Origin of the sequence: Kribbella jiaozuonensis (assembly GCF_005233875.1) — a bacterium.
In the GTDB taxonomy this organism is placed as follows: Bacteria; Actinomycetota; Actinomycetes; order Propionibacteriales; family Kribbellaceae; genus Kribbella; species Kribbella jiaozuonensis.
This window is the reverse complement of record NZ_SZPZ01000005.1, coordinates 323676-338468: the sequence shown is the minus strand read 5'-3', so window position 1 is coordinate 338468 and position 14793 is coordinate 323676. Positions and strand designations below refer to the sequence as shown.

Sequence of the window (14793 nt, the reverse complement as noted above, 5' to 3'; positions counted from 1 at the left end):
GGGTCCGGGGTGGCTCGTCGCAGATTGTCGGTGGGGTCTGTTGGGATGGTGCGATGGTCAGCAGACAGGGGTCCCGGTATCGGTTGGTCCGGGCCGAGGGACGAAGCGCGGCGGCGCCGGTCCTGGATGCTGATCAGCAGGCGGTGGTGGATCATCCCGGCGGACCGTTGCTGGTGCTGGCGGGCCCCGGGACCGGGAAGACGACGACGTTGGTCGAGGCGGTCGTCGACCGGGTGCGCAATCGCGGACTGAGTCCGGACGAGGTGCTCGTGCTGACCTTCGGGCGGAAGGCGGCGACCGAGCTCCGGGATCGCATCACGAGCCGGCTCGGGCGGACGACCCGGGTGATGCCATCCATGACTTTCCATTCCTTCTGCTACGCGTTGCTCCGACGGTTCACGCCGGCCGACGCGTTCGACGTGCCGCTGCGGCTGCCGTCCGGGCCGGAACAGTCGTTGCGGTTGAGCGAGGCGTTGTCGGGCAGTCGCGAGGTCGGTGCGGTGCACTGGCCCGGCAGTCTGCATCCGGCGTTGAAGACGCGCGGGTTCACCGACGAGGTGCAGGCGGTGATCGGCAAGGCGCGGCAGCTCGGTCTCGACCCGGAGGACCTGTCCGCGATCGGCCGGTCGGCGGAGCGGGCCGAGTGGGTCGCGGTCGGCGACTTCTTTGAGGAGTACCTGCAGGTCCTCGACGCCGAGCAGGTGCTGGACTACTCCGAGCTCATCCATCGCGCGGTGATCCTCGCGCAGCAGCCGTCGGTGCAGGCCAAGTTGCGAGCCGAGTTCAAGGCCGTCTTCGTCGACGAGTATCAGGACACCGATCCCGGTCAGACCAAGCTGTTGCAGGCGATCGCGGGTGACGGCCGGGACCTCGTCGTCGTCGGCGATCCGGACCAGTCGATCTACACGTTCCGCGGAGCCGACGTCCGCGGTCTGCTGCGGTTCGCCGACGAGTTCCCGAATCGGGACGGCTCCGAGGCGGCCCAGATCGCGTTGGGTACGACGCGACGCTTCGGTACGACGCTGCAGCGCGTATCGCGCAACGTCGTCAACCGGCTCGGCGTACCGGGATCGCTCGACCGGGAGACGTTCGAACGGTTCCGCAACCCGGATGCGTCGGCGTGCGTGTTCGGCCCGGGCAAGGTCGAGGCGAACCTCTACTCGACGAGCGGCGCCGAGCTCGAGCACATCGCGGATCTGCTGCGACGCGCGCACGTGCAGGACGGCGTCGGGTGGCACGAGATGGCGGTGCTGGTGCGGTCCGGCAGCCGTTCGATCCCGCCGCTGCGACGAGCGCTCTCCGCGGCCGGGATCCCGGTGGACGTCGCGGGTGACGAGTTGCCGCTGTCGCGTGAGCCCGCCGTACGACCGATGTTGCTTGCGTTGCGGGCGGTGGCTGATCCCGAGACGCTGACCGTTGAGGTCGTACGGGCGTTGGCGTTGTCGCCGTTGGGGGCGATGGATGCGGGGCAGTTGCGGCGACTGGCCCGGGTGCTGCGCCGGCGCGATCGCGATGCTGCGGGCGGTCAGCGGTTGCCGCGCTCGTCGGACGAGTTGCTGCGGGAAGCGTTGATGAATCCGTTGCTGCTCGACGAGGAGGCGTCACCGGCCGAGGCGCGGTTCGCGGCGCTGGGCGAGCGGTTGCTCAAGGCAAGGAACATCGTGACCGCGGGCGCTGCGCCGGACGAGGTGATGTGGTCGCTGTGGTCCGAGTCGCCGTGGTTGCGGCGGTTGCGCGGGCAGGCCGGTTCGGGTGGCGAGATCGCCCGCACCGCGAACCGGGATCTGGATTCGTTGTGTGCGTTGTTCGACGCCGCGAGCCGGGCGGAGGAGCAGGTCGGGTTCAAGGGCGTGTCGGCGTTCCTGTCGGAGTTGGAGTCGCTGGACATCGCGGGGGACAACCGGTTCGACGGGACGTACCGCGAGGCCGGCGTACAGCTGATGACCGCGCACCGGTCGAAGGGTCTGCAGTGGCGGCTCGTCGTGGTGGCTTCGGTGCAGGAGGGACAGTGGCCCGACCTGCGGCGACGTGGGTCGTTGCTGGAGCCGGACCGGTTGGGGACGGACGGGCTGATCGATCCGTTGTCGGCCGGTGCGTTGCTGGCCGAGGAGAGACGGTTGTTCTACGTCGCGATCACCCGGGCGCGGGAGCGGTTGATCGTGACGGCGGTGCAGGCACCCGAGGCCGACGGCGACCAACCATCCCGATTCCTTGCCGAGCTGGACATTCCTTTGAAACTGGTCGCGGGCCGACCGCGGCGGCCGCTGTCGTTGCCTGGTCTGGTTGCTGATCTGCGTTGTGTGCTTGCCGATCCTTCGTCGTCGCCTGCGTTGAAGCGGGTGGCGGCGGACCGGTTGGCTCAGCTGGCGGACGCCGTCGACGACCGCGAGTATGCCTTGGTTCCGACGGCTGATCCTTCGCGGTGGTGGGGCGTGCGGGAGCGGACCGAGTCGGTGCTGCCGATCGCGGATCCTTCGCTGCCGGTGCCACTGTCCGGGAGTGCGTTGACGACGATCGTGGACTGCCCGTTGCGCTGGTTCCTGACGCGGCGTGCCGGGGGAGAGACGCCGAGTACGTCGGCGCTCGGGTTCGGTTCGGTGCTGCACGCGTTGGCCGATGCGGTCGCGACCGGGACGCTGCCGCCGTCGGTCGACGAGCTGAACGGATGGCTGGACAAGGTGTGGACGCAGCTCGAGTTCGAGTCCGCGTGGATCTCGGACAGGGAGCGCGGCGAGGCTGAGCAGGCATTGCGCCGGTTCGTCGCGTGGCACCAGGGACGGCCGGACCGGACGCTGGTGGGGTCCGAGGTGGAGTTCGACGTCCTGCTGCCGGATGAGGAGAAGCCTGCGGTGCGGGTGAAGGGGCGGATGGACCGGGTCGAGAAGGACCCGGAAGGGACTGTCCGGGTGGTCGACCTGAAGACCGGGCGGACGATCCCGACCAAGCCGGCGCTGGAGCGGCATGTCCAGCTGGCGATCTACCAACGGGCGATCAACTCGCGCCAGATGAAGAAGCTCGGCGAGGAGGCGGTCGCCGGTGGCGCCGAGCTGGTCCAGCTGCGGCACGACGACAACGGCGGCTTCCCGAAGGTGCAGCACCAAGGCCCGCTGGAAGCTGACGACGACGGCCGCACGTGGCTCGACGAAGCCGTCGATGACGCCGAGTCGATGATCCGCACCGAGCAGTTCACCGCCCAACGCAACGACGGCTGCAACCGCTGTGAAGCCCGAGCTCTCTGCCCGATCCAGCCAGAAGGCCGGGAGATCGTCTGATGGCCGCCGCTCAACTCCGGACCACTGCAGACCTGTGCGACCTCCTCGGCATCCGGTTCTCCGACCAGCAGCTGGCCGCGATCACAGCCCCGCTCGCGCCCGGCGTGATTGTCGCGGGAGCCGGCTCCGGTAAGACGACGGCGATGGCTGCTCGCGTGGTCTGGCTGATCTGCACGGGGCAGGTGAAGCCGGAGGAGGTTCTCGGGCTGACGTTCACGAAGAAGGCCGCCAACGAGCTCGACGTACGGATCCGGGACGACCTGACGAAGGCGGGCGTACTCGGATCGACCTTGCCGAAGGACGTCCACCCGCTGCTGGCGGCGCATCTGCGCAGCAACATCCCCAACTGGGAGCCTGAAGAGCCGGGCGAGCCGGTTGTGTCGACGTACCACGCGTTCGCCGGCACATTGATCGCGGAGCATGGGCTGCGACTCGGCCTCGAGCCGGATTCGCGAGTGCTTGCAGATGCGACGCGTTTCCAGCTCGCCGGTCGGGTCGTACGGCGGTCTGCAGGGCCGATCCGGTTCGCGTCGCATCACGTGCCGACGCTTGTGAACAGCCTGCTGGCGCTCGATGGTGAGCTGGCGGATCATCTGCTCCGGGCGGACGACATCCGCGACCACGACGACGCCGTACGGCAAGAGGTTGCGGCTGCTCGTAAGCAGACGGTGGAGGTCCGGAAGCTCGCTGAGACCTCGTTGAAGCGTGGCGAGATCCTGCAGTTGGTTGAGGAGTACCAGGCTTACAAGGCTGAGCGTGGTGTGGTCGACTTTGCCGATCAGATGGCGCTCGGTGCGCGGCTGGCGGAGGAGTGTCTGGAGGTCGCGGCGGTCGAGCGAGGGCGGTACAAGGTGGTGCTGCTCGACGAGTATCAGGACACGTCTGTCTCTCAGCGCCGGATGCTGACGGCTTTATTTGCTGCAGGCGATGGCCGGGGTCATCCCGTCACCGCGGTCGGCGATCCGTGCCAGGCGATCTATGGGTGGCGCGGGGCGTCGGTTGCGAACCTCGACGAGTTCCCTGAGCACTTCCCGCAGGCCGACGGCACGCCCGCCCAGCGGTACGTGCTGAGCATCAACCGCCGCTGTGGCAGTCGCATCCTCGCGGCCGCCAACCAGCACGCCGCCGAGCTCTACGAGCAGCACCCCGGTGTCATCCCGCTCGAGGCGCCGCCGGACGCGCCGGAGGGTGCGATCACGGTCGGGCTGTTCGAGACGCGCTCGCAGGAGATCGAGTGGGTCGCCGACGCGATCGTCGCCGCGCACCAGACCAGGAACCGCCGCTGGAAGGACATCGGCATCTTGATGCGGACGAACGTCGACCTCAGCGCGGTGCACGAAGCGCTGATCGCTCGCAAGGTGCCGGTCGAGGTCGTCGGTCTCGGCGGACTCCTCGCACTGCCCGAGGTCGTCGACGTCGTCGCCACGCTGCAGGCCGTCAACGACCTGACGGCGAACGCCGCGATGCTCCGCATTCTCACCGGTCCGCGTTACCGGATCGGCCACCGCGACCTGGCGCTGCTCGCCAACCGTGCCCGTGCCCTCGCCGATGCGGGCGAACGACCAGCCGCTGACGACCTGGTTGCCGCGCTGGACGCTGCTGTTGCCGGGATGGATTCGACCGAGGTCATCTCGCTCGTGGAAGCGGTCGACGATCCGGGGCGGGCGGAGTACGCGCCGGAAGCCCTGGTCCGCTTCAAGGAACTTTCGACCGAGCTCCGCGAATTGCGTGCGCACGCCAGTGAGCCGCTGCTCGATCTTGTCCGGCGTGTGATCAGCACGATCGGCCTGGACGTCGAGTTGACCGCGACGCCCGATCACGTCGACGCCGGTCGCCGCGACCACCTCGCTGCCTTTTTGGATGCCGTCGGCAACTTCGTGTCGACGGAGTCGGACGGTTCGCTCGACGGCCTGCTGGCGTATCTGGCGGCCGAGGAGGAGTACGCTGCCGGCCTCGACCTCGCCGTACCGAGTGAGGCGGACTCGGTGAAGCTGCTGACGACGCACCGGTCGAAGGGGCTGGAGTGGCCGGTCGTGTTCGTGCCGACGCTGGTTTCGAAGGTGTTCCCGTCGGATCGCGGCCGGGACAAGTGGACGACGAACGCGAAGGTGTTGCCGTGGCCGTTGCGCGGTGACGCGGACACGCTGCCGGATATCCACGACCTGTCGAACGCTGGGCTGAAGGCGTTCGCGGACGAGTGCAAGGACATGAACGCGCTGGAGGAACGGCGGCTCGGGTACGTCGCTTTCACCCGCGCGAAGGACCTGTTGGTCGCGACCGGGCATTGGTGGGGGCCGACGCAGAAGCGCCCGCGCGGTCCGTCGTCGTACCTCTCGACGCTGAAGAAGCACGCCGGTGAGCGCGTGATCGCGTGGGCGGAGCAGCCGGAGCTGACCGCGGAGAACCCGGAGTTGGCGGAGCAGACGCAGGCGCCGTGGCCGACGGCGTACGACCTGGAGTCGTACCAGCGGCGGCTCGACGCGGCGGCGCTGGTGCAGCTGTCGCGGGCGGAGGGGCCCTCGGTCGAGGCCGAAGAGTCGCTGCTGCTGGACGAGCAGGCGACGGTCGCGCGCTGGGACTCCGAGCTCGAGCGATTGTTGTCCGAGGCAAGGGAAAGCCGGAGTCGGAAGGCGTACGACGTGACCCTGCCGGCGGCGTTGTCGGCGACGCAGGTGATGCGGCTGGCGAAGGACCCGGACGGTCTGGCCGCCGAGCTCGCCCGCCCGATGCCTCGCAAACCCAACCGGGCGGCGCGTTTCGGCACCCGCTTCCATGCTTGGGTGGAAAGCTACTTCGGCCAGCAATTGCTGCTGGACCCGGACGATCTTCCGGGCGCAGCGGACGAGGACATCGTCGACGACACGGATCTGACCGACCTGATGGATGCGTTCCGCGACGGGCCGTTCGGCGAGACCACGCCGTACGAGATCGAGGCGCCGTTCGCCCTCGCGCTCGACGGTCGTGTGATCCGCGGCCGGATCGACGCCGTGTACCAGGTGGTCCGCGAGGACGGCTCTCGCGGCTATGACGTCATCGACTGGAAGACGCATCGCTCCGAGACCGCCGACCCACTTCAGCTGGCCATCTACCGAGTCGCCTGGTCAGAGCTGATGAATATCCCGCTGTCGCAAATCACAGCGGCCTTCTACTATGTCCGCACGGGCGACATCGTCCGCCCGGAAAACCTTCCGGACAAGGCGGAACTCGTGAGTCTCCTCAACGGATGAGGTCATGCCGCGGCGGCCTCCTCGAGCGCCGCGAGCAGGGCCGCGATCGCGGGTGGGTCGGGTGGCTCGCCGTACGTCGCGGCGTACACGTGCCGGCGCGAGTCGGGGATCTCGGTCGCGAAGATGCCGTCGATCCGGTGGCTGCGTAGAGCCAGACCGGGGATGGTCGTCACCCCGAGACCGGACCTGACCAGGGCCTGCATCACCACCATGTCGTCGGACGTGTACCCGACCCGCGGTTCGTAGCCCTCCACCGCGCACAGAGAAATCAGATGACTGCGGCAACGATCACAGCCGGCGATCCAGGTCGCGTCGCTCAACTCGGCCAGCGTGACCGGCCGGTCCTTCGAGAGCAGGTACACCGGGTCGTCCAGCAGATGATGCAGTCGTACGCCGGCGGGCTCCGGCTCGGTCTCGTCGTACCGGAAGACGATCGCGACATCGATGGTGCCGGTGCGCAGGAGCTCGAGCGCTTCGGGCGGATGCATATCGGTCAGGCTCACCTCGAGCCCGGGGTGCTTGCCGGCCAGCGCCTCGACGGCCGCCGGTACGAGCGATCCGATCGCCGACGAGAACCCGGCGAGACGAACCCGTCCCACCCGCAGGCCGACGTGTGCGGCGAGCTCGGCGTCGGCTGCGTCGATCCGGCCGATGATCTCCGCGGCCCGGGCGGCGAGCATCCGGCCGGTTTCGGTCAGCCGGATACCGCGGCCGGCGCGCTGCAGCAGCTGGGCGCCGGTCTCGGCCTCGAGGCGGGACAGGTGATGCGTGACGGACGGCTGCGAGTAGTGCAGTTCGCGGGCGGCGGCGGTGACCGATCCGAGGCGGGCGACGGCGTCGATGACGCGCAACTTCGTGACATCGAGCATGTATCAAACCCATCTATGGGTGAGAACGGATCTTGGCATTAGACGCTATGGGTTGAGGGGGCGCACGCTCAAGACATGACGACGACAACGACCTCCACCAGCACACTGACAGACCTCGCCGCGGGCGTTCGTACCGCAATCGGTCAGCACGCCGACTGGCACGGCACCGCTCAGCTCGTGGCCGAGGAGCTACGCCGCCACCTGCCGACTCCCGACGTACTGACAGCCGAGCAGCGCCTCGGCTCGGCAGACCGGTACCAGAGCCACACGTTGCACGTCGAGCCCGACGGCTCGTTCTCGATCATCGCCCTGGTCTGGCGCCCCGGCCAGCTGACCCGGATCCACGATCACGTCACCTGGTGCGTCTTCGGAGTGATCCAGGGCGTCGAACACGAGGACCTGTACGACGCCGACCTCAACCTGGTCGGCCAGAGCGACAACCACGTCGGCGACGTCAGCGGCTTCGCCCCACCCGGCGACATCCACCGAGTCAACAACACCTCCGACACCACAGCAATCTCCATCCACATCTACGGCACCGACGTAACCCGCATCGGCTCCAGCGCCCGCCGCTACTACAACTGACGACAGCCGGCGTGTTCTTCAGCGCTCGCGGAGTAGCTCGGCGGGGACGATCTGTGCGGGGAACGGCAGCGTCGCCTCGAAGACCTTCTCGCCGACCACGACATCTCGCTCGACGTACAGGCCGTCCACGAGTTCGAGCACGGTCAGGGTCTCTTGCTCCGGATCCAGAATCCAGTAGGACTGCACACCTGCTTGCTCGTAGACCCCACGCTTCAGCAGGAGATCCAGCATCTTGGTGCTGGGCGACAGGATCTCGACCGCGAGAGCCAGCGGCATTCGCGCGTGCTTCGAGCCGTGCTCGTCCGGACTGCAGACCAGCACATCGGGCTGGACCGAACGCTTGGAGGTCGGCCGGTAGTCGAACGGCGCAACGAGGACTTCAAAGCCGGCGGGGCAGGCGATGTTGAGTGTGCTGCTCAGTCGGACGACCGCCCGCTGGTGGACCCGCGCAGGTGCAGGCGTCACGAACAGACCGCCGTCGATGATCTCGCGCCGTCTCCCGTCGTCGGGTGCGGTGTCGAGGTAGGCCAAGGTGTAGGGCCCTGACTCAAGTGGTTCCACGGACACAATGGTGCCTCCTTCTCGGTCACTGCACCAGCATGGTGGGTACCGATGGGTGATCGACACCGTTTCGACGATCTGCCCCGGGTTGCCCCGGAATACAGGGCAATCTGCCCCGACATGCCCCGGTCTGCCCCGCTATCCAGTCAGGGCAGCGGGTGTCAGGTCGACGGGAAACGGATGGGTGGCGTGGAAGGTTTCTTCGGCTTGGACTACGGCTTGGCAGGTGTAGCCGGTGGGGGTGAGGTCCAGGATTGTCAGTTCTTGGGTGGTGGGGTCGAGGAGCCAGTAGGACGGGATGTGGTGGGTTTCGTAGAGGGTGCGTTTGAGGACTACGTCTGTCGTGCGAGTGCTCGGGGAGAGGACTTCGACGGCCAGGACCGGTGGCTGGGTGGCTGAGTAGTTGCGCGGGCAGACGAGGAGGTCGGGGCGGAGGGTGGTGTGGGGAGTCGGGCGGAAGGCGAGGGAGCCGACCGAGACGAGCAGATCGGGTGGGCAGGCTTGTTTCAGGACCACCATCAACGCGATCACGGCCGCGTGGTGGGCAGGGGGTTGGGCGCCGGTGATGAGGAGGCGGCCGTCGACCACCTCGTAGCGGCGGCCGTCGCGGGGTGCTTCAACCGTGGTCACCGCAACAGCTTGACCGATTACGCCGTACTGCGACGTGAGTTATCCACAGGCGAGCGGGTTCTCCAGCGTGCCGACGAACTGCAGTGATCCGGCAACATCCGTGAGGTCGACCATCTGCTGGTTGTTGCGGAGCTGCAGCCGGTTCAGGCAGGACAGCGCGAACTCCGGCGTGAACATGTCGTACTTCGCGAACGCCTCCGCCAGCTCCGGCGTCGCGGCCTGGTAGTCGCGCACCGCCTCCGCCACCACCGACCAGAACTCGTCGGGCGTCAGCAGACCCTCGCGATCCAGCAACGGTGACAAGAACCGGAAGATGCAGTCGAAGATATCGGTGAAGATCGACAGCAGCTTCTCGTCGTCGGGCAAATCGGCGCGCACCCGCTCCGCCTCCGCCGGGATCGGCGTCGACGGGCTCAGTACGGCGATCTCCTCCGCGATGTCCTTCATGATGACGCGGATCGGGATCGCGTCCCGCAGTACCAGGATCAGGTTCTCGCCGTGCGGCATGAACACCAGCTCGTACGCGTAGAAGCTGTGCAGCAACGGGATCAGATACGCGTCGACGTACGCGCGCAACCAGTCCGTCGGCGCCAACCCCGACGCCCGCACCAACGCCGCCGCGAGCGAAGCCCCATGCCGATCGACATGCAGCAGCGACGCCATCGTCGCCAGCCGCTCACCCGGCTCCAACGACGGCACCGGGCTCTCCCGCCACAACGCCGACAACATCTTCCGGTACGGCGAAGTCTTGTCCGTAGCGTTCTCGTAGTACCGGTTGTGGTATCCCGCCGCCGCGATCTCGCGCAGCACGCTGAAGCCGTACCGCTTCAGCACAAGGTCGTTCGAGACCACGGAATGGACCCAGTCATTGATCGCCGGCGTCGCCGCCATGTACGACGGCGACAGCCCGCGCATGAACCCCATGTTGAGCACCGACAACGCCGTCTTCACATAGCATCGCCCCGGCGCAGACCGGTTGAAGAACGTCCGGATCGACTGCTGCGGCTGGTAGACGTCATCCGTCGACCCCAGCTGAATGATGTGCCGCTGCGCGATATCGGCCGCGAAGGTGATCGACGTCTTGTTCTCCCACTGCCACGGATGCACCGGCAGATACACGTACTCCGCAGGATCGGCGCCCACGGCAACAATTCGCGCGGCGAAGCGGTCGAGCACCTCCGTCCCGAGCTCCGCGCGAAGCAGTTCGTCGTAGGACAGCGTGTTGCTCTGAGCAACCGTGGTCCGATCCCGACGCGTGGCGATCCAGGTCAGCCGCACCGGCGCCCCGGTCTCCGGTGCATACGCTAGGTAGTCGCTCACCCCGAACCCGAGCCGCCCGTTGTTCGCCACGAAGCACGGATGCCCCTCGGTCATCGCCGCCTCGATCACCTGGAAGTCCGCGGTGACCAGGTCTGCCGCGGTCAGGTCCGGCTTCGACAGCTTGTACGCCGCCGACGCCAGCGTGCTGCTGATCTCCTCGAGGTACACCGGCAGCATCTCCGCGCCGATCCCCAACTCCTGGTGGAACGTCGTGATGAACTCCAGCACATCGATCGGCCCGCCGTCGTCCCGGACGATGCTCGCGGCATCGATATCCCAATGATTCAAGGGATACAGCCGAGCCGCGAACCGATACCCGCCGACCGCAAACCCGTTGCCGACGAGAACAGGGATGAGAATGCGCTCGTGCGCGAACTCGGCCAGCGCCTTCCGCACCAGGGCGCGGTTGACCACGGCCCAGACGTCCGGGTTCAAGTGCGAGATCATCAGCCTGCCTCGTTCATTCGATGTGCGTCGGCGTACTGGTCGCGGGTGCAGAAGCTCAACCACGCCTGCTTGTCGGCCAGTTGTACGACGCTGTGCTTGCGGAACCCCATCCGCTCGTTCAGCGCCTGGATCTTCACGTTCCGTACGTCCGGCTCGACCACGACCCGATCGACCAGCGGATCGCTGAACAAGCTGTCCATGATCGTCTCGAACACCGCCGCGGTGAACCCGGCGATCGGCGTGGTCGCCGGCCCGACCAGCACGTGCATGCCGATGTCGCCCGGCGCGACGTCGTACACCTGACCGACCGCGTCGTACCCCGGCTCGTAGCGCTCCATCAGGAACGCGGGCCGGCCGTCGTGCTCGCCGAGGAACGCGCGGTGGTGCGCGCTCTGCTCGATGCGGAGGTACTCCGCGTGTACGTCGGCGACCGATGCGTCGAGGAGACCCCAGTACCGCGCGTACGGCTGGGTGACCCAACTGTGCAGCGTGGTCACGTCCTCGGCCAGGTCGAACGGCCGGAGGCTGAGGGTGCCGAGGCCGGCGACGAAGCGCCGGTACGTCGGCTCGGGCAGTGCTCTGGTCATGGCGGGCTCTGCTTTCGAGGTGGGCGAACCTGTTAGCTAAGGCTTACCTTACTAGACGCTCGACCCTGCGAAGAACCGGGTCCGTATCCTGAGGGTCACCTCGTCCGTCCAGACAGGTATGACCATGACTGACGCTCTCGACCTACCCGAGCTGAAGGCGACCCGGCAGGCGCGCAGGGAGTTCCTCGACCGCCTCGAGCCGCTGCGCTCCGACCTGTATAAGTACTGCCGCCGACTGACAGGCAACGCGTTCGACGCCGAGGACCTCGTCCAGGAGTCGCTGGCGCGCGCGTTCACGCAGGCCGCGCAGGCGCACAGCCCGATCGTCAGTCCGCGCGCCTGGTTGTTTCGCGTCGCCACCAACGCGTACGTCGACAGCTACCGCCGCCAGTCGCCCGTACTCGTCGACGCGCCGGAGCAGGCCGCTCCGGACGCAGCCGACCCGGCGGAGGTCCGCGACGCCTGGGCTGAGCTCGTGACTCTCCTCCCGCCGCAGGAGCGCGCCGCACTCGCCCTCAAGGACCTCTTCGGCTTCACGCTCACCGAGGTCGCCGACGTACTGCGGACGTCGGTCGGCGCCGTCAAAGCAGCACTCCACCGTGGCCGCGGACGCCTGGCCGACCCGGAGCGCTCACTGAAGACCCGTGAGGCCCCGGACCGCCGCCTGCTCGATGCGGTCGCCGAGGCGTTCACGGCGTACGACGTACCTCGGCTGACTGCTCTGCTGCTGGCCGACGCGGACAGCGAGATCCTCGGCGTGCTGACGGAGTACGGCGCCGAGAACATCCGCGGGGGTTCGATCGAGCACACTCTGGACCTGTCCAAGCCGTACCGCTACACAGCCGACGTCGTGGACCTCTGGGGCGAGCCCGTCCTGGTGATTCACATCGTCCGTGACGGCCACCGCGCTGTGAACGATCTGATGCGCCTCACCACCGAGGACGGCAAGGTCCGATCGATCCGCTGGTACTACTTCTCCCCGAACTTCCTCACCGAGGTAGCAGCCACGCTCGGCGAGCCAGTAGAGCTGAACGGCCACCACTACTGATTACGGTAGAGGCATGTTGATTGCCGAGGACCTGCTGTTGCTCATGTACGACGACGAGACCGGCAAGCCGATCACCGGGTCGCCAGGGCTGGACTACGCGCTCGCCGGTGCGGTGCTGATCGAGCTCACGCTGCAGCACAAGCTCGACATCACCGGCCAGGACAGCGGGGAGAAGCCGGGGCGCCTGAAGGTGCTGGACGGTGCTCCGACCGGAGACCCGATCCTGGACGAGCGGCTGTCGTACGTGGTCGACAAGCCGGGTAAGAAGCCGAAGGACCAGATCGGCAAGCTCTCGAAGCACCTGCGCGACCAGTTGCTCGCCCGGCTCGCAGAGCGCGGTGTTCTGGAGGCAGAAGAGGGCAAGGTGCTCGGTCTGTTCCCGGTGACCCGCTGGCCGGCCAAAGACGCACGCCACGAGTCGGAGATCCGGGCCAAGCTGCACAGCGTGCTTGCCCAAGGACTGACGCCGGACGAGCGCACCGGCGCGTTGATTGCACTGATGAGCGCGCTGAACGTCGTACCGAAGGTTGTCACCGACGCCGTGGACAAGCGCGCCCTGAAGCAGCGGGCCAAGGAGATCGCCGAGTCAGACTGGGCCGCAGAGGCTGTGAAGAAGGCCGTTGCGGAGATGCAGGCCGCAGTAACCGCCGCCATCGTGGTCTCCGCGACCGCAGGAGCATCATCCAGTAGCTAGACGCGCCTTGATCTCCGGCTTGACCACCTTGCCGACCTTGGAGCGTGGCAGGTCGTGCCAGACGAGGACCTGCTTCGGTGCCTTCACGCTGCCGATGCGTGCCTTCGCGAACGCGATCAGCTCGTCCGGCCCGACCAGACTGCCGGGCTGCAGCTGGACGACGGCGACGACCCGCTCGCCCCACTTCTCATCAGGTTGTCCGACAACTGCGCAATCCTGTACGTCGGTGTGCGCCATCAGCGCCTGCTCGACCTCGGTGGAGTACACGTTGAAGCCGCCGGTGATGATCATGTCCTTCGCCCGGTCGACGATGTACAGGAAGTTGTCGCCGTCGAGGTAGCCGATGTCACCGGTGTGGTGCCAGCCGTACGCCGACGCCGCTGCGGTCGCATCGGGGTTGCGGTAGTAGCCCCGCATCACCAATGAGCCGCGGACGACGATCTCACCTCGCTCGCCCGAGGGAAGGAGAGCGCCGTCCGCGCCCATGATCGCCACCGTGACCAGCGGTGACGGCCGCCCGGCCGACGACAGCCGGCCCCGCGCAATGTTGCCTGAGGCATCGAAATGCGCGGCCGGCGGCAGGATCGAGATCATCATCGGCGCCTCGGTCTGCCCGAAGAGCTGCGCCATCACCGGACCGATCCGTTGCAGCGCCTCCTCGAGCCGGGCGACCGACATCGGCGCCGCACCGTACCAGAAGCACCGCAACGACGACAGGTCCGTGGAGTCCAGCTCCGGCGCCGCCAGCACCATGTAGATCAGCGTCGGCGGCAAGAACGTGTGCGTCACCCCGTGTCGCGGTATCAGCTCCAGGAACGCGTGGACGTCGGGAGCTCGCATGATCACGATCTCCCCGCCGGACGCGAGCACCGGGAAGCAGAGCACCCCGGCCGCGTGCGTCAACGGCGCCAGCGCCAGATAGACCGGCCGCTCGCCGAAGGGGTACCCCATCAGTGTCAGCGCGGTCATCGTCTCGAGGTTGGCGTTGCCGAGCATCACTCCTTTCGGACGGCCCGTCGTACCGCCGGTCCCGACGATCATCGCGAGATCGTCCGGATCGGTCAGATCGGGTGCCGGCTGGGACGCGCCCCCGCTGAACGCGTCCCAACCGACGATTCTCCGACCGCTGGGGTGGGGGTCTGGGTCGGAGTCTGTGGGCTCCCCGTCGAGGCACACGAACGTGTGCACCTTGGGCAGCGAGTCCCGGATGCGGTCCACCAACGGCGCGAACGCCGACTGGTAGATCAGTACTTCGCAGTCGAACTGGTCGAGCAGCTCACGGTTCTCAGCGGCCTCGTTGCGCGGATTGATCGGGCACCAGATCGCACCGGCCCGGCTGATCCCGAACACGCAGCTGAACGCGATCGGGTCGTTCGCGGACAGGATCGCGACCTTCCCACCCGGACGTACGCCGGTCGCCTCCAGTGCGCCCGCGATCCGGTACGACAGCTGCTGCACCTCGGCGTACGAGAGCGTCTCGCCGTCCGTGGTGAGGCAGGCCGCATCCGGGCCCAGCGAGGCGCCCTTGTCCAGGTAGTCGACCAGTCGCACAA

The 14793-nt window shown here is 67.5% G+C and carries 11 protein-coding genes; 5 read left to right on the top strand and 6 right to left on the bottom strand.

Annotation, left to right across the window (positions count from 1 at the left end; genetic code table 11):
* Window positions 1–53 precede the first annotated feature (53 nt).
* On the top strand, window positions 54–3272 hold the full coding sequence (locus tag FDA38_RS33625; protein WP_137258205.1) for an ATP-dependent helicase: 3219 nt from the start codon (window positions 54–56) through the stop codon (window positions 3270–3272).
* Complete coding sequence (locus tag FDA38_RS33620) at window positions 3272–6499, top strand: ATP-dependent DNA helicase (protein ID WP_137258204.1); 3228 nt, start codon at window positions 3272–3274, stop codon at window positions 6497–6499. Before FDA38_RS33625 ends, FDA38_RS33620 begins: the two co-directional genes overlap by 1 nt.
* 2 nt (window positions 6500–6501) lie before the next feature.
* Here the strand turns inward: FDA38_RS33620 and FDA38_RS33615 are convergent, their stop codons facing one another.
* Window positions 6502–7368 (bottom strand): LysR family transcriptional regulator, encoded by an 867-nt coding sequence (locus FDA38_RS33615; protein WP_137258203.1) that lies wholly within the window; start codon window positions 7366–7368, stop codon window positions 6502–6504.
* Between the two features lie 75 nt (window positions 7369–7443).
* Between FDA38_RS33615 and FDA38_RS33610 the strand changes: the two genes are divergently transcribed.
* Window positions 7444–7953 carry a cysteine dioxygenase family protein gene (locus FDA38_RS33610; RefSeq protein ID WP_137258202.1) on the top strand — a complete coding sequence of 170 codons (510 nt, stop codon included), beginning with the start codon at window positions 7444–7446 and terminating at the stop codon, window positions 7951–7953.
* An 18-nt stretch (window positions 7954–7971) separates the two neighbouring features.
* Here FDA38_RS33610 and FDA38_RS33605 read toward each other — a convergent pair whose 3' ends face one another.
* From FDA38_RS33605 to FDA38_RS33590, 4 genes are all read right to left on the bottom strand, one after another.
* Window positions 7972–8514, bottom strand: coding sequence for a Uma2 family endonuclease (locus FDA38_RS33605; RefSeq protein ID WP_233715083.1), 543 nt, complete (start codon window positions 8512–8514; stop codon window positions 7972–7974).
* Between the two features lie 138 nt (window positions 8515–8652).
* Entirely contained in the window at window positions 8653–9144 is a 492-nt protein-coding gene (locus tag FDA38_RS33600; protein WP_137258201.1) for a Uma2 family endonuclease, read from the bottom strand.
* 39 nt (window positions 9145–9183) lie between these two features.
* Entirely contained in the window at window positions 9184–10911 is a 1728-nt protein-coding gene (locus FDA38_RS33595) for an IucA/IucC family protein (protein WP_137258200.1), read from the bottom strand.
* Window positions 10911–11498: a GNAT family N-acetyltransferase gene (locus FDA38_RS33590; protein WP_137258199.1), complete on the bottom strand. Its 588-nt coding sequence runs from the start codon at window positions 11496–11498 to the stop codon at window positions 10911–10913. Before FDA38_RS33590 ends, FDA38_RS33595 begins: the two co-directional genes overlap by 1 nt.
* A gap of 124 nt (window positions 11499–11622) precedes the next feature.
* On the opposite strand from FDA38_RS33590, the gene FDA38_RS33585 reads away from it, so the two are divergent.
* Both FDA38_RS33585 and FDA38_RS33580 read left to right on the top strand, forming a co-directional pair.
* Entirely contained in the window at window positions 11623–12546 is a 924-nt protein-coding gene (locus tag FDA38_RS33585) for a sigma-70 family RNA polymerase sigma factor (protein ID WP_170989962.1), read from the top strand.
* A 13-nt stretch (window positions 12547–12559) separates the two neighbouring features.
* Window positions 12560–13240: a GOLPH3/VPS74 family protein gene (locus FDA38_RS33580; RefSeq protein WP_137258197.1), complete on the top strand. Its 681-nt coding sequence runs from the start codon at window positions 12560–12562 to the stop codon at window positions 13238–13240.
* Here the strand turns inward: FDA38_RS33580 and FDA38_RS33575 are convergent.
* Window positions 13226–14791, bottom strand: a complete 1566-nt coding sequence (locus FDA38_RS33575) for an acyl-CoA synthetase (RefSeq protein WP_137258196.1) — start codon at window positions 14789–14791, stop codon at window positions 13226–13228. The two genes, FDA38_RS33580 and FDA38_RS33575, sit on opposite strands and share 15 nt — an antisense overlap.
* Between the last annotated feature and the right edge of the window lie 2 nt (window positions 14792–14793).